Source organism: Bacteroides sp. An269 (genome assembly GCF_002159755.1).
Taxonomy (GTDB): domain Bacteria; phylum Bacteroidota; class Bacteroidia; order Bacteroidales; family Bacteroidaceae; genus Phocaeicola; species Phocaeicola intestinalis.
In genome coordinates this window covers 24,774-47,743 of sequence record NZ_NFJG01000018.1, presented here as the reverse complement: position 1 = coordinate 47,743, position 22,970 = coordinate 24,774, and the positions used below count along the sequence as shown (strand labels likewise).

Here is a 22,970-nt window from a genome sequence, read left to right as displayed (position 1 = left end):
CCTATAGGACACAATAGGTCACCTCCTTTTCTTGGTTAACCTTTTTTACGGCAAAGGTAACTTTTTTCTTTGCCCTTTTACCAATGCAAATCTAAAGGAGGACACAGAGGCTTTTAAATTTTTTGAATATCCGCAAAATGCCCATAGTATAAAAGGGAATTAGAAGGAGTTATGCCTTCGGCAGGAGTTAATCCTGCTATGGCTCCCATGAGCAAAAGTATTGGCTTCTAACTCCTTTTAACTCCTTGAAATAACTCCTTTTAACTCCTTATTGGGCAAAATGCGGACATTCATTATTTATAATCTGCGAAAATCTGCGTGAAGCTGCGTTTCTTCATCGTGCCACCTCATTTATACTGTGGTGAAATTCATTTACCAACAAACTACTTCATGACAAAAGTATGCAGGGAATGTGCGTCCAGCGTCACGTTAAGGTATTTCTTCCCTATCTTCACGCTTACCGGCTGCGGCGTATCGCCCAAATTGCCTGCTATAACGACAATTTTCTTTTCAGGAGTACGGTAGACCACCGCTATCGTTCCGTCTTTCTCTTTGGGAGCATAGCCTATCATTTCACTTCCGGGAACGACAAAATGAGAAAAATGCTTCACGGCATAATATTCTGCCGTATAGCGGAACGTCCGTGTTTCACTGTCCAGCTCTATCAATGCATTCTGGTTCCATCCCCAAGGACTGGTGCCATGCTTTGGAAGCAAGAAGTTCCAATTAAACCATTCGTCGCAACCATTGCCCACATTGTCACTTATCAAAAAGAACGTATGCTCGCCCGCCTTCCAGTCCATAGCTCCGTTGCCGCATTCACTTTCCGAACAGATATAATGGAAACCGGGATACTGACGGCGTAGGGCAGGCAGGATTTGACGTCCTTCCCACTGAAAGGCAAGCCCTTCGATGCAGGCACGCAACCGGTCATCGCTTAATACCTTTTCTACATGGTCTTGCCGGTTGGTATTAAACGTACCCAAATACAGCTTCACATCCGGATGATGCTTTTTCAAGGCAGGAGCCAAATAATCACGGTTGAAACGTATCGTGCCTTCAGCTGTCCAGGCACAGCCCGGATAAGGCGTGTAGCTGTAGGCCTCATTCTGATAGATTACCATATCGATGTTTACCCCCTGGGCTTTATAGGCATCGATGAACTTACAAAAATAATTGGCGTATGCCTGCAGGTAACGAGGGTCTTGAATGAAATAATCCTGTGTAGCCAGTTTTCGGGGGAATTGCCCTTCACGCTCGCCCAAGAATTTCATCTCATCCTCGTTTACCCCGTCTTGCGAGCCATACAGCAGATAGTCCAAACGCTTGTCCTGCCGGTTGAAACGGCTGCTCAGTACCGGGTAATCTCCATTGATTTTCATCCAGCTTGGCGGACTCCAGGGAGATGTCCAGAAAGTCAAGCGAGGATTGAACTTCTGGGCGGCACGAATCAAAGGAATGATGCCCAGCTTGTCGCGGTCGATATTGAAATAACGCAGTTCCAAGTCGCCTGCCACTTCGTCACAGCTATACCACGAACGGGCATAATCGCTGGCATTCATCGGGATACGTCCGCGGGTAAACTTCAAGTCTCCGTCGGGAGCAAACAGGTTATGCATAATTTCATCCTGTTCATCACGGGTCAGCGCCAGCAGGGCATCCCAGTCCAACTCGTTGAACGTCGTACCCCATGCCTTGAAAGGAACGCCTTTTTCTGTCCCATCTATTTCCAGCAAAGGAGTCTGAACGGGACGGGATTGCAGCTTGGTCTCATCCTCTTTCCAATAATTGTTTTCTGTACTGCATATCCATACATAAGACTGTGCCTGTATGCCATAAACCATACTCAAAAAGCATACGGCAAAGGTCCATTTTAGAAAAATCGGTTTCATAAGAATTTACGTGTTACGGTTTATGATTGTAAAATATACGAATATCCTCATTTCCCCTACATGGGCTGTTTGCGGACATTCACTTTGCAATAATAATTATTTTTCCCCGAAAAAGCAAGAGAGTATGCCCCAATGAAAGCAAATACAGACTTACCATTAAAAAATGAATATCCGCATTTTACTCCTACATGGAATGTTTGCGAATATTCAAATTTAGAAATTTATCTGATACTAAAACCTATTGCCATGCAGGGTTTTGTGTCAAGACCCCTTCTGAACTGGTTATATAATAGGTAGGAATAGGGAATTTGCTATGCTTCGCATAGTCAAAATTCGTCCGTCCTTTACGGTGCATGAGGTTGGTCGTATAATTGGGTACTACTTTTTCATAACGCACCAAATCAAACCAACGGTTTCCTTCAAAAGCCAATTCTATACGGCGTTCGTTCCAGATTATTTCCCGTAAGGCATCTTTTCCCAACCCTCTTTTTTCCGGCAATACACCTGCCTCGGCATACGTTTGGTTTCCACGAGCGCGGAAACGGACTTTTTCAAGGGCATCTTCTGCCTCTGTTGTTTTCCCAAGTTCATTAGCCGATTCGGCATAAACCAACAAGATATCCGCAAAGCGGAGGAATGGCAGGTTCAATTCTTGCTTGAAAAAGTCATTGTCGGGCCATTGCGTAGCGGGCCAAATCACTTTCTTGTTTGCATAGTTAAACTCAGATACAACATTCCCTGCCTCATCTTTTTCTTCCAGCCAAGTTATTTCACCTGTATAGCCTTCAATGGTTTCTCCCTTTTCAAAGATTGTCGCTTCCTTACGCGGATCTCCCTCTTCATAAGCACTTACAAATTCATCGGAAGGAACAAAATAAGCAGACCCCAATCCTGAGCCGGGAATACCTTGAAATTCTACATACGGATTACGCAAACGCCCCTCGATATTCTGGTAAATATAGTGTCCCGGCATCATGCTTTCCGAAGAATATTTACCCTGAATAGAGAACAGATTCCGATAATCCGGGTCGAGTGAATATTCATGGTCTACATTCACAACTTCATTGGCATACTTGTAGGCGTTTTCATAATCCTGACGATATAAGTAAACCTTTGCCAGTATCCCTTTTGCCGTTCCTTTGGTCACACGACCCAAGTTTTCTTCTCCCCATTCCTGACGGGTAGGAAGATGTTCTATAGCGTATTCCAAATCAGATATTACCAATCTATAAATATCTTCCTCTGAACTTTTGGGAATATTATATTCATTTTCTGCCGGAACATGGTCACGCAACACCACTTCACCGAATACATTCATTAAATCAAAATGCCAATATGCACGGAAAAAACGTGCCTGCGCGTTATAAAGAGCTGCTGTTTCATCATCATAATCTTTCGTAAGTTCCAATACCTGATTGCAATCATTTATATATTGATACCATCTTTCCCATAACCGTTCCACATAAACGTTATTGGGGTCGTACTGAAAGTTATATGCAGTCAAGAAATTAGCGTCTGCCGTATTCATCCGCACATCATCCGAAGGAAACTCATGCGTTGTAAAATACATTGTACCCAAACGGAAAAAACGCCAGTTAATGGATGAATAAACACGTGATACCGCTTCATTAATTCGTTCTTCTTGGCTAAAATACAAATCTGTGGTCAATTCTCCTTGCGGAGTAATATCCAAGAAATCACTACACGAACCTAATATACAAGTTCCAGCCAATGCCATTATATATGTTTTTATCTGTTTCATATCTTCTGAATTAAAAGAATTATTATAAAGTCAAATTCAAACCGAAGTTCACACTGCCCGCCATCGGATAAGTATTCGAATCCTGCCCATCCATGATTTCGGGAGTAAAACCTTTATATTTAGTAAAGTAAAGCAGATTAGATGCGTTTACATAGATACGAAGTCTGCCAATCCCAATCTTATTCATCCATTCATCAGGCAACGTATAGCCCAATTCTGCAGAACGCAATTTCAGATAATCACCATCGAAAACCATTATATCCAATGTTCTTCCTACATTGATTGATCCGCCTGCCAAACGAGGCATAACAGCGTCCGGATTTTCAGGAGTCCATGAATCACACCAATCACGATGCATATTGTTGGTCACCGATGTAAAGTCATTGTAAGAGTTATTCATCACCTTCCCTCCAAAACTTCCGGTAAAATCCAAATACAAGTCAAACCCTTTCCATGACGCATTAAATCCCAAGCTTCCCGTAAATTTAGGATAAGGGTTTCCAAGATCCGTCTGATCCTCTGCGGTAATTCTTCCATCCCCGTCAACGTCTACATAAATCAAATCTCCCAATTGGGCTTCCGAATGATATACGTCCGCCCCTTTGCTACGGGCATATTCGTTCCAGCGGTCAAGGTCTGCCTGAGTACGGTAAATGCCTTGCGTCTTATACCCATAGAAATATCCGAAAGGTTTTCCTTCTTCCTTGGCTGTCTGAAGATTAGTAGACCAAGCAGTGGAAATAGTCTTTTGATTCTTCCAATCGGTTACTTCATTCTTGAATGTACTTCCACTAAATGTAAAACCATAATTGAACGGATGCCTGTTATCCTGCCATGCAACAGTAAACTCAAAACCACTGTTACGGACTGAACCTGCATTGGAATATGTAGGCGTAATACCCACCGAACCGCCTTTTATCGGCAATATCATCAAGAGGTCTTTGGTCTTACGGTTGAAATAATCAAACTCAAGAGTCAGCATACTATTAAACAACCCCAAGTCAAATCCCAAATCAACCTGTTCACTACGTTCCCATTTGATATCCGGATTAGATGCATTTACAATACCTACATCGGGATATACTTGTCCATTAAAAACAGCATGATACTCATCAACCATCGATACCAACGCATACGAAACATTGTCCTGAATCTTGTCATTACCTGTTTGTCCCCAGCTTCCTCTTATCTTTAAATTGCTCAACCAGTCCACATCCTTCAGAAACGCTTCTTCACTGACCCGCCAACCTACTGCAGCCGACGGGAAATACCCCCAACGGTTATTCTTTCCAAATTTGGAAGAACCGTCCGCACGCATTGTAGCCGTAAACAGATAACGGTCTTTCAATGAATAATTGACACGGAACATGTAAGAAGCTCTTGTCGTAATTGTCGGTTTGACCGCTGCCACGGTACGGTCTGCATCAGTAGGAGCGGTAGCTGTCATGCCATAATCCTTGTCGTACATCAAAATATTCCGGCTGTTTGCTCCCAATCCTTGTGTCCGTGCTTTTTCAGACGTAAAACCTGCCAGGATATTCAAATGGTGAGTGTTCCCCCATAAACGATCATACGTCAATGTATTTTCCCACAACCATGTGTTTTCGAGCGCATAATTCTCCATAAAGGTATTAGAACTGTTGCTTTGATGGGATGGATTGATATTGTAAATCCCCTTCAACTGATGTTCATAACCATGTAACCAATCAACACCATACGACGTACGGAATGTAAGCCCTTTCACTATTTCCCAGCTTCCCCATACATTCCCAAAGAAACGTATCCGCTTATTGTTATAACCGGCATTCAGGGCTAATTCCGCAACAGGATTTATCAAATCACCATTCTGCATAGAATTCCACTCTCCTTGTTCATTTTGGGGTGTAATAAGAGGTGAACCAGACAAAACGGAACGCATCAAACGATATGAATCGCTTCTGCCGTCACTGTTGCTGACAGCTAAATTCAAGTTATGTCCTATCCGGATAGATTTTGAAAGCTTATATTCATTATTGATACGGAAAGTCCAGCGGTCATAAGACGTATTCTCCCATACACCATTCTGCTTGAAATATCCGGCACTCACATTATAATTCACAGATTCGGAGCCACCCGATACAGAAAGTTGATGGTCACGTGTCCAACCGTTCCGGGTCATTTCCCCCAGCCAATCAGTTCCTTTTCCATACCCCGACGGATTTCCGTAAGGTTGTTCTTGTCCGGAATTTTGGGCAACAATATTCATTAAGCGGGCATATTCGGAACCATTGCAGACATCATAATTATCAATGATATACTGAAAGCCTTCACTCCCTGAGTACGAAACGACAGGCTTTCCGGACTCGCCTCTTTTTGTTGTCACCATAATCACGCCATTGGCTCCTCTTGAACCGTAAATAGCAGTAGCTGAGGCATCTTTCAGCACATTCATACTCTCGATATCTTTAGGGTTAAGAAAATCTATATTATTTGTCATTACCCCGTCTACTACGTACACAGGAGTAGCGTCACCATCCGTACCAATACCACGAATACGGACGGTAGGAGTTGCTCCCGGCGCTCCTGAAGTCACGACCGTCAGACCGCTTTTCCCTTGCAAAGCTTCTCCGGCATTTCCTCCCCTGATACCGGAAATGTCTTTTAACTTGATTGTGGTAACAGAACCTGTAAGGTCTGATTTACGCTGTGTACCATACCCCACTACTACCACTTCATCCAAAGCTTTCGAATCTTCTTCCATCATGACTTTCAGATGTTTCTGCCCGTCAAGAACCACTTCTTGCGTCTTATAACCGATATACGAAATAACCAAAACGCCTTGAGCATCCGGCTAACTAAACTTACCATCCAAATCTGTAATAGTCCCGTTTGACGTGCCTTTCACTACAACGCTGGCACCAATAACCGGCTCACCGTTCACATCAGTTACAATACCTTCTACAACATTAGCTTGCTGCATCCACCCTACGCTGCCTATACCTGCAAAAGCCGATAACGAACTTCCAGCCATCAAAGGTGATGCCATAAAGACAGAGAATAACATTCTCTTTGACAACATTCTCACTACATTTTTCATAAATCAATTTTTAAATTAACAATTTATTTAGATACATGCTCTCATGAATTCACGTACATCTCTCCTACTAACAAAAAGGTGGCTTTCTACCGTACGAAAGGACAGATTCAGCTTTTGGGATATTTCCGAAATGGAGTTAGACTGAAACCGACTCATCACATACACCTTCCGACGCTGTTCGGAAAGCGTAGCAACTTTCCGGTACTCCCACCGCCGCAAGTCTTTTGCAATCACCTGGCTCTCCAAATCCGTAACAGAAACCGGAAGCACCTCATACAGATAGCGGTCGATTTCCTGCTTCTTATATAAACGACGTAAATAATCGTTTACCAAATTACGCACAATGGTAAAAAGGAAATATTTCAATGTATCCCGACGAATCATCATCCGGTATTCAAGTAATCGTAAAAAAGCATCTTGAGTCAAATCTTCCGCATCGTCCCTGTCATCGATACGACGGCAAATATAGAAAAACACTATCCGACGGTATTCTTCATAATATTCGGTTATCAACTGGTCTGACATTTTAATACGGTTTTTCATATCATTAAATCTTTTTTGAATTACATGCAAATATATGTAGTGTATCTTACATGTGAAATTATTCAGGAATAAAAGCTATATCACTCAATAAATAGAGACTAAACAATCAATAAATAATTATTTTTCAAATGATTAGAAGAGTACGAATGGAAGTCTCAAATAATTGTGTGATACTGTACGTGACGTTTTACTGCCTTTTACATATTGCAGAATAATAACAGAATAACCCAAAAGAACACGATAAGACACAAAAACAACATACAAAACAGAATATCCTGCCAGCCTATCCATCAACATACACAACCGGGCACCTGCCTTAACCCCAGATTTCCGAAACTATTTTCCCAGCTTATATCCTCCCACACCGGCAAATACCTCTCTTGCCCCATTGACCTAACTGCATCGTTCCACCCAAATAAGTAACTTTTCTGTAAGATTAATAATCCTACACGTGTAAGATTAATAATCTTACAGCCGGAAGATTAATAATCTTACAAGCAACGCACCTGCCTGCGTTTGCCTACGCAACTATCTGCATCGGGCAAAACAAAAGGCACAAAGAGGAATAGAACCTCTTTGCGCCTTCATGACACTGCAGGTATTATTTCTTAACGGTTCAACTGCTTGATGTATTCATTGGGAGTGATACCTGCCACCTTCTTGAAATAACGGAAGAAAGAGGCACGCGAACTGAAGCCGCATACTTCTGCCAACGCCTCCAGCGTGTACTTGGCATATTGCTCATCCACAATCAGCCGCTTGAACTCTTCCACACGGTATTCGTTGATGTAATCGTAATAGTTCTTCTTCAGGTATTGATTGAAGAAGTAAGAAAGCGTATGCGAAGTGTATCCTGTCATCTTTGCCAGGTCGGCTATCTTCAACTCGGAATTCTTATAAGGCTTTTCTTCCTGCATCAGCCGCTCCAGTATTTTCTGGAGCTGGCGGCATTCTTCAGGGTCTACCTTGTGCACCTTGTATTTCTCTTTTGCCGGCTCGTCCTCCGAATGTTCCATCGGCGGAATGTATGTTTCCAGCGCACCGTCTAGAATGGTCTGCAATACCAGTTTGTCCGGGTCGGGCTGCGTAACGGGATTATCCTGGCTTTCCTGCCTGCCGGATACATGCAGGCGTCCCGACCGTTTCTTCCGCACAAGAAACCAGGCAAGGCTTCCGATAAACAACAGTCCTGCCCCTGCCACAAACCAGCTCCAAAATACGGAATGCACCTTAACAGGCAATGCGATTTCTGATTCGGGAAACCCGATGCTACGTATCCTGAGCAGATAATCTCCCGCAGACAAATTGTAAAAAGAAACAGACGACTTACCGATTAAAGGTTTCCACACGTCATCCTCTCCGCCTTCCAACCTGTATTCGTAAAACATATCAGACGGATGGGTATAAGTAAGCGCCGAAAAGAAAACGGTCAGATTGTTTTTCACCTTGTCCAGGTAAATGCCGTCCGCCTGTCCTTTGCTCCACACTTCGGGAATCGCCTCTTCCCCATCGACCTGCACTCCCGAAACAGCCAGCTTATAAGGCGGAATTTTTCTCGACTTCAGCTTGTTCATGTCCAGATAAACCAAGCCTTTGGAATTACCGAACCAAAGTCCGCCGTTTTCGTCCTTCACCGGCATACAGTTGATAAAGATAGGGCTCAAGATACCGTCGGAGAGGCTATAAGGCATCACCCGGTCTTTCTTGTCGTAGCGATAGATGCCGTTGTTGGTCGTGAACCACAGCCATCCTTCATTGTCCTCCACCACCGACATCAGCGTTTTGCCCCGAAGCAGTTCGTTGTCGAAACGCGAGAAATGGCTCATGGAAAGGTCGGACACAAACAAGGTACCCTTTTCGGGCAATAAATAAAGATTGTGCCTGGAATCTTCGTAGACCACCCTTACTTTCTCTTCGTTGATGAATCCTTCGGGAAAGACATCCGTACGGATGCTTTCCGACGAAGCATCCCAAATGCAAAGCCCTTTCTCGGTACAAATCCATCCTTTGCGGGTAGAGTCGAAAAAGACTTCGTAGATATTCCCTTCGGGCAACTTGGAATTGGAACCGGTATAATGAGCCACCTGCTTCCCTGCCCGATAGCGGTAAAGCCCCGATGAAGTGCCAATCCACAAATCGCCGTCCGCATCCGGACGGATGCAGAATATATGGCCTGTCAGGAATGGCTCGCCCTCCGCCGCATCGAAATCAACCAGTTCAAGGGTCAGCGGGTCGAACACATACATGCCGCCTCCATACGTACCGATGTAGTATTTCCCCTCGAAATAGCAACTGGAAATAATCATATTGGCACGCAAGTTATGAAAACTCTTGAACAACCGCCTGTCTTCATCGATAAAATACAGCCCGTCGCGCGAGCCTACCAGCTTTTCCCTCTGGTGGAAAGCGATGGTACGCACCGGCATGTCACGCGTATCCAAATAGGGCGGATACTGATAAGCCGCAAACAGCCCGTTATTGTGCAACGTATAGTCCAGCCCCAGCTGATAAAAACCTATCCAAAGCAACCCGTCGCGGTCTACTAAAAGCGAGTACACCGAATTGGAACGGATACTGGCATCGTTTCCGGTCTCGTGCCGGAACGACTTCACGACCTTTCGCTGAGTCACCGACACGAAATGGACTCCATTTCCGTCCGTCCCTACATACAGCAGGTCCTTGCCGTCGGTAGAAAGAGAAGAGATGACCGAGCAGCCCACATCCACCAGCTTGCCGAAAGCCTTTTCCTGCGTATCGAACGTAACGATTCCTTCGTTCATCGTTCCCAGATACAATACCCCGCCGATACGGGTCAGCGAGTAAAACGGGTTCCGGTATGCATACGTCTCCAGCTTGCCCGAAGCGGTATGCAAAGCCACTACCCCTTTCAAGGTAGCCAGCCACAAACGGCCGTCTTCGCCGATGTTCAACCCTTTGATTTCGTTCCATTGCGAAAACACGTTCTTGTCTATCAGGATGTTACGCATCTTGCCGCCCTCGTAAACGAACAGTCCTTTGCGCGTGCCTGCATACAGCGTTTGCTTCCCGTCCGACAAGAGGCAATATACCGGAGCATCTATCAATACCGGCTCTACAGCCTCCAGGTCATCAGTCGCTTTGTCCAGATGCAGCAACCCCACATCCGACCCTACCCATATCTCCCCCTCTGCCATCTCGGCAACAGCATATACCCGTTTCAGGTTTTCGGCTTTCCCCTTTATCAGATAATGCTTCAGACGAATGCCGTCGAAACGTTCCAACGACACATTGGTACCAAACCACATATAGCCCGACCGGTCCTTATAGCAAGTGTTGATGACCAAATCGGGCAACCCGTCGGACACCGACAGGCTGCGGAAACTATATGAAAAGGGCATGCCTGCCGCCCGTGCCGCCACGAGCAACAAGATGCCCACCATGATTATTATAAACTTCAGCTGTTCTCTCATTCTTATTTACCAATCTACCTTTTTTTGAGACGAACAAAAATAACAATATCTTTTCTACTTTGAAAACAATACAGAAGTTTTTGTTTGCACCGACGGCAAACTAAGCTCTTTTCCACCCATCGTAATTGTACACGGACGGGAAGCGGTGTACATCCAGCCTCCAGCCTCCTTCACCAGCAAAACATCCGCCGCTTCTGCCGCTTCGATGCGGATATCCACCGCCTCAAGCAAGGTTCCGCCGCCCAAGAAAGCCATTTCTCCCTGCCCGCCTTTCTGCCGGTAGAGCGCATATACCGCCTGTGCCGAAATCCCTTCCGTGGTGCAACGCACTTCTGCCTTATCGGAAGAGAGAATCCAATCGGCCGTACCGTCGGTCTGTATCACTTGAATGCCCGTATGGCTTCCTTCTCCGGTGGCGCTGACTTCCGGAAAGCGTACCTCCCTGATGTGCGAAGGCGCATTCTTTGCCGTATGCGGTTCGAATACCGATACGAAAGGACGCTTCCACGCCTCTCCGCGCTGGCGTGCCACAAAGGTCAGCGTAGGCTGGTCGGCTATCACATAAGGCATCTGCTTGATGCGGCTCAACCCTTCGGTCATCGGGCTTAAAGCCGAGAAGATTTTCCGCTCCTGCTCGCCCTTCATCCACATCGACATCGTAATATCATCGCCATCGGGCATCCGGACGGTAAAGTCAGCCCGGACATCTTTACTGGTTTCGATGCATCGCTGATTATATATATAGGAGTAAGCATAGAGATGCGCCCCGGCAAAAGCCAGTTCTTGCGTGGGCTGCATCGCGAGCGTATCGCCGCCGGAAGCACGCAGGTCCAGCGTCTGTCCTAAGTTATGGTAGAAATAGTCGTGCATCTTGTCGCCGCCCTCTATCTTCCGGCTGCGGAACACATCGACATAATACCCCGTAGAATCGCCCGTATTGACAATGCTCACCAAACGGGTCTGGTCGGCATACGATTCGGGCTCGCGGAAATACACGTTGGTGTAGCTTACCGGCTGGTAGCCCACCCTGGCACCCGATGCCGGATAGAGGTTGCGCACACGGAAGGCATGGTTGCTCTTCATGACGGGATACGACGAGATGCCGTCTACGCACACCGTGTTATGAGCCGGGAACTGGCTGTAATACTCCAGGTAATCCAAACCTTGATACAACGTCTTCCCGATGCCTGCATCCGGTCCCAGCACATAGCCTTTTCCGTACAGTTCGAGGCTGATGCCGTTGGCGTGCGCATGGTTTCCCTCGCTTCCGTTGAGCGATGCCATCAGGCTGTTGCGTGCGTCCATGCCGTTGCGCTGTACCAGCCAGCTCACATTGGGCGCATAAAACGTCGGCGTCACATAGTCGTCTATCTTGCCGGCTTTCACCTCCTTGTCCAACACCAGCGGCTTATCGGCGAAAAACGAAGTGACCGCCACCGGCATACGGGCAGACTTTCCTGCCTCGCCGGCTTTCGTGTCGAACAGGCGGAACATCGCCGTGAATTTCCGTTCTTCGGCTTTCTTGCCGTACTGCTGCGCGTTCTGAATCAGGTAACGGAACACATCGGTGCGCAACGCGCCCGGATGTGTATCGCCCCAGCCGCACAGCATCCGGTTGGGGAACAGGTATTGAGGCAAGGCTTCTACCGCCTTCGGGATAACCGGAATCTGCATGGTCAGGTCGGTTTGCAGGTTACGGTCGAACAGGTTGGCAAACGAAACATAGTCGCCCACCACGTTCATGCTGTAGCCCGGACACTCCGCCCAAATGCCCGTAGCGGAATCAAATCCGTAATCCGCCAACCGCTTCAGCGACCACTGGCGGAGCGAAGATTGGTTGATTACATAATCAATGTAATAGCCCCTGCCCTTCCGGTCGGGATAAGCGGCATCGTCTTCCAGTATCAATGCCACGTTCATGATATAACGTGCCTGAATCAGGTTCCAGTTGTTATGAGGCACACCGTTGGCGATGATGTTCTCTATCCATTTCTTGAACGCTCCGGCATACACCGGCATCTTTTCGGGACGGGTCTGCTTCAGGTAATCATAAAGAAAATCATACAACGGCACCAACTCGTTCAGGATGTCTTCGTGAATCACCTCGAACGAGGTCATGCCCACCAGGGTCTGCTGGTGCCCGTTATTCAAGTCGACCGGCACGTTGCGGTAATAAATGCCCGTCATGTACGTATCGAACACCGATGCCGCCATCCGTCCATACGGCTCCTCGCCGGTCAGCCACCACAGGAAAGCAGCATCACGGGCGATGCCCATTATCTCGCGGTTGATGCTCTCTATCATGCGCCCCGTCTTGCCGATGTGCACCCACTCCTTGGGATTCCCTTCCAGCGTAGCGTTCGCCAGATATATGCCCTTCGGGTCTTCGGCGTAAGGCTCCAGCTCTTCCAGCTTGGGACGGCGGTAGTTGGTGGCATGGCTGCGTGCGCCGGTAAACATCACCGTAGGCGCAGGTGCGCGATTGCCTCCGGCATGGTCGTACACCTCTCCTTTTATATATACGTCGGTAGCGTGGGTGTTCCAGTACATTTGCAGACGCGATGTCAGCCATTCTTCTTCACGTCCGGCATAGGTGTCAGCACGCCGTTTCAATCCGTCGAACACCTCCCGTGCCCACGTTTCTTCCTCAATCAACCGTAACGTCGCCTCCTTGCCTCCGGCATCGGTCAAGAAACGCGGGTGCCCTTGCGGCAAACCACTTACCTGACCTGCGACCTGCAAACTGGCACATATACAGAAGAAAACGATTATCCAAATTTTTGTTTTCATAAATAGATGAGTTTATTAAGTTTTCCCTAAAATACGAACAAGAAATGAGAAATACTCAATGCTTTTCTAAAAAAATCTCCGGTAAAACGTTTCGGCAACACTCCGGAGGGCTTCGAAAACCTGCGGAAACGTTTCGGCTGCATTTCGAAAGGATACGGCGCATCAAAGAAACGTTTCGCCGGACATACGAGCCGCAAATTTGGCAAACCGCTGCATGATTCACATCAAACAAGACACTTTGTCTGCAAAATCTTGCTTTTCCAAAACATTCTTCTTACATTTGCGGACAAATAAAAACAATTCATTAAACAAAAAGTCTTATGGTTTACGACATCGACATGCTAAGAACGTTTTACGCCTCGTATGCAAAACGGGTAAAAGCGGCTCAACAGGCAAGCGGCAAGCCTCTCACGCTTGCCGAAAAGATTTTATATACCCACTTGTATCATCCGGAGATACAACCCCGCTTCCGGCGAGGCGAAGATTATGCGACATTCCGCCCCGACCGCGTTGCCATGCAAGACGCCACGGCGCAAATGGCACTGCTGCAATTCATGAATGCAGGCAAAGAAACAACAGCCGTTCCTGCAACGGTACACTGCGACCACCTGATACAAGCCTACAAAGGCGTACAAACCGACCTTCCTGCCGCCTGCCAGACAAACCGTGAAGTGTATGACTTCCTGCAAAGCGTGTCTGCCAAATATGGCATCGGATTCTGGAAACCGGGTGCCGGCATCATCCACCAGGTCGTATTAGAAAACTACGCTTTTCCCGGCGGCATGATGGTAGGCACCGATTCGCATACGCCCAATGCAGGCGGACTGGGCATGATAGCCATCGGAGTAGGCGGAGCTGATGCCGTAGACGTAATGACCGGCATGGAATGGGAACTGAAAATGCCCCGCCTCATCGGCGTACACCTGAAAGGAAGCCTGAACGGATGGGCTGCCCCCAAAGACGTGATACTGAAACTTGCCGGCATCCTTACCGTAAAAGGAGCGACCAATGCCATCATTGAATATTTCGGCGAAGGGACCGCATCGATTTCGGCAACGGGGAAAGCCACTATCTGCAACATGGGCGCCGAAGTGGGTGCCACTACATCCATCTTCCCTTACGATGAACAGATGGCAACTTACCTGTGCGCTACGGGAAGGGAAGAAATAGCCCGGCTGGCATCGGCATGCGCCGATTGCCTGCAAGCCGACCCCGAAGTGCTGGCACAACCGGAAAAGTATTACGACCGCATCATCGAAATCGACCTGTCGGCATTGGAACCTTATATCAACGGGCCGTTTACACCTGATGCCGCCTGCCCCATTTCGGATTTTGCAGAAAAAGTAAAAGCAAACGGTTACCCACGCCGCATGGAAGTAGGATTAATCGGTTCGTGCACCAATTCGTCTTACCAAGACCTGAGCCGGGCAGCCTCTCTGGCACGTCAGGTAAAGGAGAAAGCCCTCAAGATGGCTTCTCCCCTGATAATCAATCCCGGATCGGAACAAATCTATTGCACTGCCCGGCGCGACGGCATGATAAGTGCCTTCGAAGCCGTAGGCGGAACCATTATGACCAATGCCTGCGGCCCGTGCATCGGACAATGGAAACGGGTGACCGATGACCCGAACAGAGCCAACTCGATTGTCACATCGTTCAACCGGAACTTTGCCAAACGTGCCGACGGGAACCCGAATACGCACGCCTTCGTAGCTTCACCGGAGCTGGCTATGGCACTTACCATCGCCGGAGACTTGTGCTTCAACCCTCTGACCGATACCCTTACCAATGAAAAGGGCGAACAGGTGAAACTGGATGCACCTGCCGGCGAAACCCTGCCCCGAAACGGATTCACCGTAGACGACAACGGATACATTGCCCCGCCTGCCGACGGCAAATCCATCGAAGTTTCCATACATCCCGATTCGGAACGCCTGCAAAAGCTGGAACCATTCGCACCGTGGGACGGAAATGACCTCATCGACATGCCGCTCTTGATCAAGACAAAAGGGAAATGCACCACCGACCACATATCCATGGCGGGTCCGTGGCTACGGTTCCGCGGACATTTGGAAAATATCTCCAACAACCTGCTGATGGGAGCCGTAAACGCTTTCAACGGGAAAACGAACTGGGTATTGAACACCCTGACCGGAGAATACGAAGCCGTATCCGCCGTTGCCAAAAGCTATAAGGCAAAAGGGATTCCCTCCATCGTAGTAGCCGAAGAAAACTACGGAGAAGGCTCCAGCCGCGAACATGCCGCCATGGAGCCGCGTTTCCTCAACGTAAGAGTCGTTCTTGCCAAGAGTTTCGCCCGCATCCATGAAACGAACCTGAAAAAGCAAGGCATGCTGGCACTGACATTCATCCATAAAGACGATTACGATAAAGTGCAGGAAAACGACCGCATCTCTGTCTTCGGATTAAGAGAGTTCGCACCCGGAAAACCCCTGCAAATCAAGTTGAGGCATGCCGACGGAAGCGAAGATACATTCGAAGCCGCACATACATATAATGAAATGCAGATAAAGTGGTTTAAAGCCGGAGCGGCATTGAATTTATAAACAATATCAGGAACCAGGGACTAGATACCAGTTGACTAGGTTTTTAAATACATTCTAAAAATCCGGTCTACCAGTACCTAAATTTAATTTGAATATCCGCAAACATCCCATGTAGGGGCGTATCGCATACGCCCGAATGCATCAACTAACCCATGCGGATGCCTTCAGGGCGTATGCGATACGCCCCTACAAGGCAATTGGGTAGAATGCGGATATTAAAAAATTTAAAACAATAATCCATTATGAGCAAAGTACAAATGAAAGACGGTCGGCTGATTGTACCCGACTGTGTAACCATACCTTATATAGAAGGTGACGGAGTAGGCGCCGAAATCACTCCGGTATGCCAGAATATTGTGAACGAAGCGGTCAGAGCCGCATACGGAGGCAAACGTTCCATCGAATGGATGGAAGTGCTTGCAGGAGGAAAAGCATTTGCCCAAACAGGCGAATGGCTCCCCGAAGCTACGCTCGATGCTTTCCGCGAATACCTGATAGGCATCAAAGGGCCGCTGACCACTCCCGTAGGCGGAGGCATCCGTTCGCTGAACGTAGCCCTGCGCCAGACCCTCGACCTTTATGTATGCCTGCGCCCGGTACGCTGGTTCAAGGGAGTCGTTTCCCCATTGAAAGAACCGCAAAAAGTAAACATGCACATTTTCCGCGAAAACACGGAAGACATCTATGCAGGCATCGAATGGGAACAGGGAACTCCCGAAGCCCAGAAGTTCTACACCTTCCTTCACGACGAGATGGGAGTAAGCAAAGTACGTTTCCCCGAGACCTCGTCCTTCGGCGTAAAACCGGTCTCCGCCGAAGGGAGCAAACGGCTGGTACGTTCCGCCATCCGGTATGCCTTGCAGCATCATCAGACTTCCGTCACACTGGTGCATAAAGGCAACATCATGAAATTTACCGAAGGCGGGTTCAAACGCTGGGGATATGAAGTGGCAGAGCAAGAGTTTCCCGACCAGACTTTCTCCATGAACCAATACAACCAGATAAAGAAAGACCTGGGAGAAGAATCGGCAAATGCCGCCCTTGCCGATGCCGCCAACGCCGGAAAGGTTATCATCAAAGACTGCATAGCCGACGCGTTCCTGCAAAACACCCTGCTGAAGCCTGAAGAATATGCGGTAATAGCCACCTTGAACCTGAACGGCGACTATATATCCGACCAGCTTGCCGCCATGGTAGGAGGCATCGGAATCGCTCCCGGAGCCAACATCAACTACGCAACGGGGCATGCCATCTTCGAAGCCACCCACGGCACGGCTCCCGACATCGCCGGAAAAAACATCGTCAACCCTTGTTCGATGCTGCTCTCTTCGGTCATGATGCTGGAACATTTAGGCTGGGAAGAAGCCGCAACCCTCGTCACGCAAGCCTTGGAGAAACTATTCGAAGCGGGAGAAGCGACCAACGACCTCGCCCGCTTCATGCCCAACGGAAAACCCTTGGGCACTATGGAATTCGGACAACGGGTGATTGATGCGCTAAGCAGTAACTGACTCTGATTCGTTTAAATAATCTGTCAGTTCTGAAACGCAGATTAACACGGATTTTCACAGATTATTTAAATACCCGCAAACAGCCAATGTAGGGGCGTATCGCATACGCCCGAATACGCCAACTTATCCACACATGGATGTTTTCAGGGCGTATGCGATACGCCCCTACAAGCTATTTGACAAAGAGGATTTTCACAGATTATTTACCTATCGGTTTAATCTGCGTTTCTAATAAACATCATTTAAATTTTGTACTACTCATGAAAAAAGAATACATCGTATACAAGCTTTCGGAATGCGCCAAGCAGGCTTGCCGCATCGACAATGAACTATTTACGAAATACAACGTGAAACGCGGGCTGCGCAACGAAGACGGGACCGGCGTGCTGGTAGGACTGACCAAGATAGGCAACGTAGTGGGATATGAACGTACGGAAGAAGGGCTGAAACCGATTCCCGGAAAGCTCTTCTACCGGGGATACGACCTTGCCGACATCGTACATGCCCTGCTAAAGGAAAAACGCTTCGGATTCGAAGAAGTGGCATACCTGCTCCTTTCGGGAGAACTGCCCGACAACGAACAGCTGGATGCCTTCAAGGAACTGATAAACGACAACATGCCGCTCGACAAGAAGACAACCATGAACATCATCGACCTGGAAGGACAGAACATCATGAACATCCTCGCGCGCAGCGTGCTGGAAATGTACACGTTCGACCCCAACCCCGATGACATCTCGCGCGACAACCTGATGCGCCAGTCCATCGAACTCATCTCGAAGTTCCCTACCATCATCGCATACGCCTACAACATTTACCGGCACAGCATACACGGCCGTTCGCTCCACATCCGGCACCCGCACGAAAACCTGTCGATAGCCGAAAACTTCCTTTACATGATGAAAAAGGAATATACCCCATTGGAAGCGCGGATGCTCGACCTGCTGCTGGTGCTTCAGGCAGAACACGGAGGAGGAAACAACTCCACCTTCACCGTACGTGTCACCAGCTCTACCCGCACCGACACCTATTCGAGCATTGCAGCCGGCATCGGCTCGCTGAAAGGCCCGCTACACGGCGGAGCCAATATCCAGATGGTAAAGATGTTCCACCACCTGAAAGAGGTCATCTCCGACTGGACCAACATCGACGAAATAGACACCTACCTGATACGGATGCTGCACAAAGAAGCATACGACGGGAGCGGACTGATTTACGGAATCGGCCATGCCGTATATACCATTTCCGACCCGCGTGCCGTGCTTCTGAAAGAACTTGCCAGCGAACTGGTAGCCGAAAAAGGGTGCGAAAAAGAATTTGCCTTCCTGGAATTGCTGGAACAACGCGCCATTGAATGTTTCAAGAAAGTAAAGGGCACAAAGAAACAAGTATGCTCGAACGTGGACTTCTATTCCGGCTTTATCTACGAAATGATTGGGCTGCCGATAGAAATCTACACACCGCTCTTTGCCATGGCGCGCATCGTAGGCTGGACCGCTCACCGCATCGAAGAACTGAACTTCGAAGGAAGACGCATCATCCGGCCGGCATACAAGAACGTATTGGAAGAAGTAACGTACACGCCGATAGGAGAAAGGTAAATCGCTATTCAGTTGACAAGTTGGCAAGGCTTTGTAATATGTAAACCTTGCCAACTTGTTTCCTTGTCAACTAATTCCGTGCATACCTCGCCTCTACCCCCACCCGGCGGCAATCGGCTCCCATGGGCGGGTTCTGCTTATACAGGCCGATAGTGACTTCCATGACATTAGGGAAATCGTCCAGCAGGCGGCGGGCTATCCGATAAACGACATGCTCCAGCAGACGGGAAGGAATTTCCATTTCCGCCTTTACCCGCTCGAACACCTCCGCATAACTGACGGTTCCCTCCAAGGCATCGGCCTCCGCCGCTTGCGAGAAATCGGTACGCAAACACAGGTCGACGGTAAACTCCGCACCTACACGCGTTTCTTGAGGAAACACACCATGACGGGCATAAAATTTCAACCCGTCCAGACGGATATACATCGCTTCCGCTTTCATACGCCTAAATCAGAGAATGCACCACACAAAATGTCCCCGAAGCCTTGCTCACCAGCTTGCCGTCGCAATAGATTTCACACTCGGCAAACTGCAAGTTCAACCCCGATTTCACGACGGTGCCTATCCCTACCAGCTCGTCGCCCCATGCCGCACGCAAGAACGAAGTCTTCAGCTCTGCCGTCAGCACATCCCGGTCGGTAGGCGTCATCGTATAAGCCGCAAATCCGGCTACCGTATCGGCAAATGCCGCCAACACCCCTCCGTGCACCACTCCGCTATACTGGCGCTGTTCGGGCTTCAACGGCATGCGCCCTACCACACGGCCTTCTTCTATCTCTTGAAAATCAATCTCCAAATGATTGACATACGGGTTCTTCTTCACCCGGTCCAACAAATGATGTTTTACTGTTTCTTCCATACCTCTTTTTTAAAGCACCACAGATTACACAGATTAAAATAAATCAAGAATATAATTTTTATGCGAATCAGGAGTTAAACGTAGTTATGTTTCACGGGAGTTATCACTTCGTTCAGGAGTTATACTTCACGCGGTATTTATTTTGTGCATTTTGTATATGCCACGTAGTAGAGACGATGTGCACATCGTCTCTACAGAAGCGGCGCAAAAAGGTATTGGCATCTAACTCCCAGCCCGCACCGACGGGCGATAACTACCTATAACTCCCTTTTAACTCCTGATTGGCATTTTTTATAAGTCTGCGTAATCTGTGGTGAAAAGCAAAGTCATCCGCAACGCGAAGAACCACAAGTCTTGCAAATCAGGCAACCTTCCTGATAAACCAAAGTCTCATTGCCGCAATTCGGGCATTTCACGCCTTTGGCTTCCGTGCCGTCGAGCACATATTTCTTTAATGCACGCGACACACCGTTCTTCCACGTATTGATATTCTCACTATCGAGCTGGAGCGAATTGACCAACTTGATAACCTGTTCGATAGGCATCCGGTAGCGCAACACGCCTGAAATCAGTTTCGCATAATTCCAATACTCCTTGTTGAAGCGCTCGGACAATCCTTCAATCGTCATCTTATACCCACGCTTGTTCTCGAACTGGAAATCATAACGCTTCACGCCGTTCTCGTCATAATTCTTGATGATGCGGCCGCGGACTACCGATTTCGGCAATACAATGCCCTCGTCATCATCTTGCAGACCGGTAAATATTTCGTAAGGATAACCGTCGAGCAGACCGACGAACGCCACCCATTTCTCCTTGTTGTTCTGGAAACGCACCACATCGGCTTCGAGCACACGCGGGCGGACTTCCGTTACCTGAGGAGGCTTGCAATGGCATTCTTCCTCTTTCTTGTCGTCTTTCTTCTTGGCAGAAAGCAACACGCCTGCACGCGAACCGTCGCGGTACACCGTACATCCCTTGCAGCCCGACCGCCATGCCTCTACATACAGACGGTTCACCAACTCTTCGTCTACGTTGTTCGGCAAATTGATGGTCACGCTAATCGAATGGTCCACCCATTTCTGGATGCGTCCCTGCATCTTGACCTTCATCAGCCAGTCCACGTCGTTCGAAGTCGCTTTATAATAAGGAGATTTCGCCACCAGGTCGTCAATTTCCTCTTGCGTGTAATGCTTGTCAGGGTCATAACCGTTCACCTTCATCCACGTCAGGAACTTGTGATGGAACACCAGGTATTCCTCGAAAGCGTCTCCCGTTTCGTCCACAAAGTCGATGCGCACGTTCTCGTCATTCGGATTCACCTTGCGCCGGCGCTTGTAAACCGGCATAAACACCGGCTCAATGCCCGAAGTGGTCTGCGTCATCAGGCTGGTGGTCCCCGTAGGAGCAATGGTCAGGCACGCGATGTTACGCCGGCCGTACTTCTTCATCTCCTCATAAAGCCCGGGGTCGGCTTCACGCAAGCGGTTCACGAACGGATTGTCCTTCTCGCGTTCCGTATCGTAAATCTCGAACGCGCCACGTTCCTTTGCCATAACAACCGAAGAACGGTATGCCTCCAGCGCAATGGTTTTCTGCACCCGCTCGGCAAACTCGGTCGCCTCTTCCGTCCCGTAGCGCAATCCCAAAGCCGCCAGCATGTCGCCTTCGGCAGTGATGCCCACGCCCGTACGGCGTCCCATGCCCGACTTGCGGTAAATCTTTTCCCACAAATGGCGCTCCGTACCTTTCACTTCTTCGCTTTCGGGGTCGGAATCTATCTTTTCCATGATTTTCTCTATCTTTTCCAGCTCCAGGTCGATGATGTCGTCCATGATGCGCTGTGCCAAAGCCACGTGCTTCTTGAACAAATCGAAATCGAAATAAGCCTCCGGAGTAAACGGATTGACCACATACGAATACAGGTTGATGGCAAGCAGACGGCAAGAATCGTACGGGCACAGAGGGATTTCGCCGCACGGGTTGGTAGACACGGTGCGGAAACCCAAGTCGGCATAACAATCGGGCACCGACTCGCGGAGAATCGTGTCCCAGAACAACACGCCCGGCTCTGCCGACTTCCACGCGTTGTGCACGATTTTCTTCCACAAAGCCGAAGCGTCAATCTCTTTCTTCACCATCGGATGAGGCGAACCGATAGGGAACTGCTGCACATACGGGCGGTTTTCCACGGCAGCTTCCATAAACTCATCGTCCAGCTTCACCGACACATTGGCTCCCGTAACCTTTCCTTCGGTCATCTTGGCATCGATGAAAGCTTCCGAGTCGGGATGCTTGATAGATACCGTCATCATCAGCGCCCCGCGGCGTCCGTCTTGCGCCACCTCGCGCGTAGAGTTGGAATAACGCTCCATAAATGGCACCAGCCCGGTAGAAGTCAACGCCGAGTTCTTTACCGGCGAACCTTTCGGGCGGATGTGCGACAGGTCGTGCCCTACCCCTCCGCGGCGCTTCATCAGCTGCACCTGCTCCTCGTCGATGCGGATGATGGCCCCATACGAATCGGCAGCTCCGTCCAGCCCGATTACGAAGCAGTTCGACAAGGACGCGATCTGATAATTGTTTCCGATGCCCGTCATCGGGCTTCCCTGCGGAATGATGTACTTGAAATGATCAAACAGGCGGAACAGCTCTTCTGCGCTCAACCCATTCGGATACTTGGCTTCGATACGTGCCACTTCATTCGCGATACGCCAATGCATATCTTCGGGAGATTTCTCGTAAATATTGCCGAAAGAATCCTTTACGGCATACTTGTTCACCCACACGCGGGCGGCAAGCTCGTCTCCCTTGAAATAATCCAACGAGGCATTATATGCTTCGTCGTAACTGAACGTCTGATTTTCCACGATTAATGAGTATTTTGATTAAAATCTATCGTCTTTCATAAGGTGGTAC

Annotated in this window: 13 protein-coding genes; 3 read left to right on the top strand and 10 right to left on the bottom strand. The window is 48.5% G+C overall.

The window, feature by feature from the left end; genetic code table 11:
• Nucleotides 1-383 precede the first annotated feature (383 nt).
• From B5F71_RS05800 to B5F71_RS05770, 7 genes are all read right to left on the bottom strand, one after another.
• Nucleotides 384-1,844: a glycoside hydrolase family 30 protein gene (locus B5F71_RS05800; RefSeq protein WP_241148565.1), complete on the bottom strand. Its 1,461-nt coding sequence runs from the start codon at nucleotides 1,842-1,844 to the stop codon at nucleotides 384-386.
• A gap of 286 nt (nucleotides 1,845-2,130) precedes the next feature.
• Nucleotides 2,131-3,654: a RagB/SusD family nutrient uptake outer membrane protein gene (locus tag B5F71_RS05795; protein WP_087208422.1), complete on the bottom strand. Its 1,524-nt coding sequence runs from the start codon at nucleotides 3,652-3,654 to the stop codon at nucleotides 2,131-2,133.
• Between the two features lie 22 nt (nucleotides 3,655-3,676).
• Complete coding sequence (locus B5F71_RS05790) at nucleotides 3,677-6,466, bottom strand: TonB-dependent receptor (RefSeq protein ID WP_087208420.1); 2,790 nt, start codon at nucleotides 6,464-6,466, stop codon at nucleotides 3,677-3,679.
• 18 nt (nucleotides 6,467-6,484) lie between these two features.
• Nucleotides 6,485-6,712, bottom strand: a complete 228-nt coding sequence (locus B5F71_RS05785; protein ID WP_087208419.1) for a carboxypeptidase-like regulatory domain-containing protein — start codon at nucleotides 6,710-6,712, stop codon at nucleotides 6,485-6,487.
• Between the two features lie 45 nt (nucleotides 6,713-6,757).
• A complete protein-coding gene (locus B5F71_RS05780; protein ID WP_087208417.1) occupies nucleotides 6,758-7,273 on the bottom strand; it encodes a sigma-70 family RNA polymerase sigma factor in 516 nt (171 codons plus the stop codon).
• A 608-nt stretch (nucleotides 7,274-7,881) separates the two neighbouring features.
• On the bottom strand, nucleotides 7,882-10,722 hold the full coding sequence (locus B5F71_RS05775) for a two-component regulator propeller domain-containing protein (RefSeq protein ID WP_087208416.1): 2,841 nt from the start codon (nucleotides 10,720-10,722) through the stop codon (nucleotides 7,882-7,884).
• Between the two features lie 54 nt (nucleotides 10,723-10,776).
• A complete protein-coding gene (locus tag B5F71_RS05770; protein ID WP_143269855.1) occupies nucleotides 10,777-13,512 on the bottom strand; it encodes a heparinase II/III family protein in 2,736 nt (911 codons plus the stop codon).
• 320 nt (nucleotides 13,513-13,832) lie between these two features.
• Between B5F71_RS05770 and B5F71_RS05765 the strand changes: the two genes are divergently transcribed.
• The 3 genes from B5F71_RS05765 (at nucleotide 13,833) to B5F71_RS05755 (ending at nucleotide 19,191) form a co-directional block, all read left to right on the top strand.
• Nucleotides 13,833-16,079, top strand: a complete 2,247-nt coding sequence (locus B5F71_RS05765) for an aconitate hydratase (protein WP_087208414.1) — start codon at nucleotides 13,833-13,835, stop codon at nucleotides 16,077-16,079.
• A 242-nt stretch (nucleotides 16,080-16,321) separates the two neighbouring features.
• Nucleotides 16,322-17,590, top strand: coding sequence for an NADP-dependent isocitrate dehydrogenase (gene icd / locus B5F71_RS05760; RefSeq protein WP_087208412.1), 1,269 nt, complete (start codon nucleotides 16,322-16,324; stop codon nucleotides 17,588-17,590).
• Nucleotides 17,591-17,850: 260 nt separating this feature from the next.
• Nucleotides 17,851-19,191: a citrate/2-methylcitrate synthase gene (locus B5F71_RS05755; protein ID WP_013616182.1), complete on the top strand. Its 1,341-nt coding sequence runs from the start codon at nucleotides 17,851-17,853 to the stop codon at nucleotides 19,189-19,191.
• A gap of 70 nt (nucleotides 19,192-19,261) precedes the next feature.
• Here the strand turns inward: B5F71_RS05755 and folB are convergent, their stop codons facing one another.
• The 3 genes from folB to B5F71_RS05740 form a co-directional block, all read right to left on the bottom strand.
• Nucleotides 19,262-19,633 carry a dihydroneopterin aldolase gene (gene folB / locus B5F71_RS05750; RefSeq protein ID WP_087208410.1) on the bottom strand — a complete coding sequence of 124 codons (372 nt, stop codon included), beginning with the start codon at nucleotides 19,631-19,633 and terminating at the stop codon, nucleotides 19,262-19,264.
• Between the two features lie 4 nt (nucleotides 19,634-19,637).
• Complete coding sequence (locus tag B5F71_RS05745) at nucleotides 19,638-20,051, bottom strand: PaaI family thioesterase (RefSeq protein ID WP_013616180.1); 414 nt, start codon at nucleotides 20,049-20,051, stop codon at nucleotides 19,638-19,640.
• 326 nt (nucleotides 20,052-20,377) lie between these two features.
• A complete protein-coding gene (locus B5F71_RS05740; RefSeq protein WP_022040445.1) occupies nucleotides 20,378-22,921 on the bottom strand; it encodes an adenosylcobalamin-dependent ribonucleoside-diphosphate reductase in 2,544 nt (847 codons plus the stop codon).
• Between the last annotated feature and the right edge of the window lie 49 nt (nucleotides 22,922-22,970).

Bases quoted from the DNA above. Each gene is read 5' to 3' on its own strand.
- B5F71_RS05800 (WP_241148565.1), bottom strand. From the start codon at position 1,844: ATGGTTTATGGCATACAGGCACAGTCTTATGTATGGATATGCAGTACA.
- B5F71_RS05795 (WP_087208422.1), bottom strand. From the start codon at position 3,654: ATGAAACAGATAAAAACATATATAATGGCATTGGCTGGAACTTGTATA.
- B5F71_RS05785 (WP_087208419.1), bottom strand. From the start codon at position 6,712: ATGTTGTCAAAGAGAATGTTATTCTCTGTCTTTATGGCATCACCTTTG.
- B5F71_RS05780 (WP_087208417.1), bottom strand. From the start codon at position 7,273: ATGAAAAACCGTATTAAAATGTCAGACCAGTTGATAACCGAATATTAT.
- B5F71_RS05775 (WP_087208416.1), bottom strand. From the start codon at position 10,722: ATGAGAGAACAGCTGAAGTTTATAATAATCATGGTGGGCATCTTGTTG.
- B5F71_RS05770 (WP_143269855.1), bottom strand. From the start codon at position 13,512: ATGAAAACAAAAATTTGGATAATCGTTTTCTTCTGTATATGTGCCAGT.
- B5F71_RS05765 (WP_087208414.1), top strand. From the start codon at position 13,833: ATGGTTTACGACATCGACATGCTAAGAACGTTTTACGCCTCGTATGCA.
- icd (WP_087208412.1), top strand. From the start codon at position 16,322: ATGAGCAAAGTACAAATGAAAGACGGTCGGCTGATTGTACCCGACTGT.
- B5F71_RS05755 (WP_013616182.1), top strand. From the start codon at position 17,851: ATGAAAAAAGAATACATCGTATACAAGCTTTCGGAATGCGCCAAGCAG.
- folB (WP_087208410.1), bottom strand. From the start codon at position 19,633: ATGAAAGCGGAAGCGATGTATATCCGTCTGGACGGGTTGAAATTTTAT.
- B5F71_RS05745 (WP_013616180.1), bottom strand. From the start codon at position 20,051: ATGGAAGAAACAGTAAAACATCATTTGTTGGACCGGGTGAAGAAGAAC.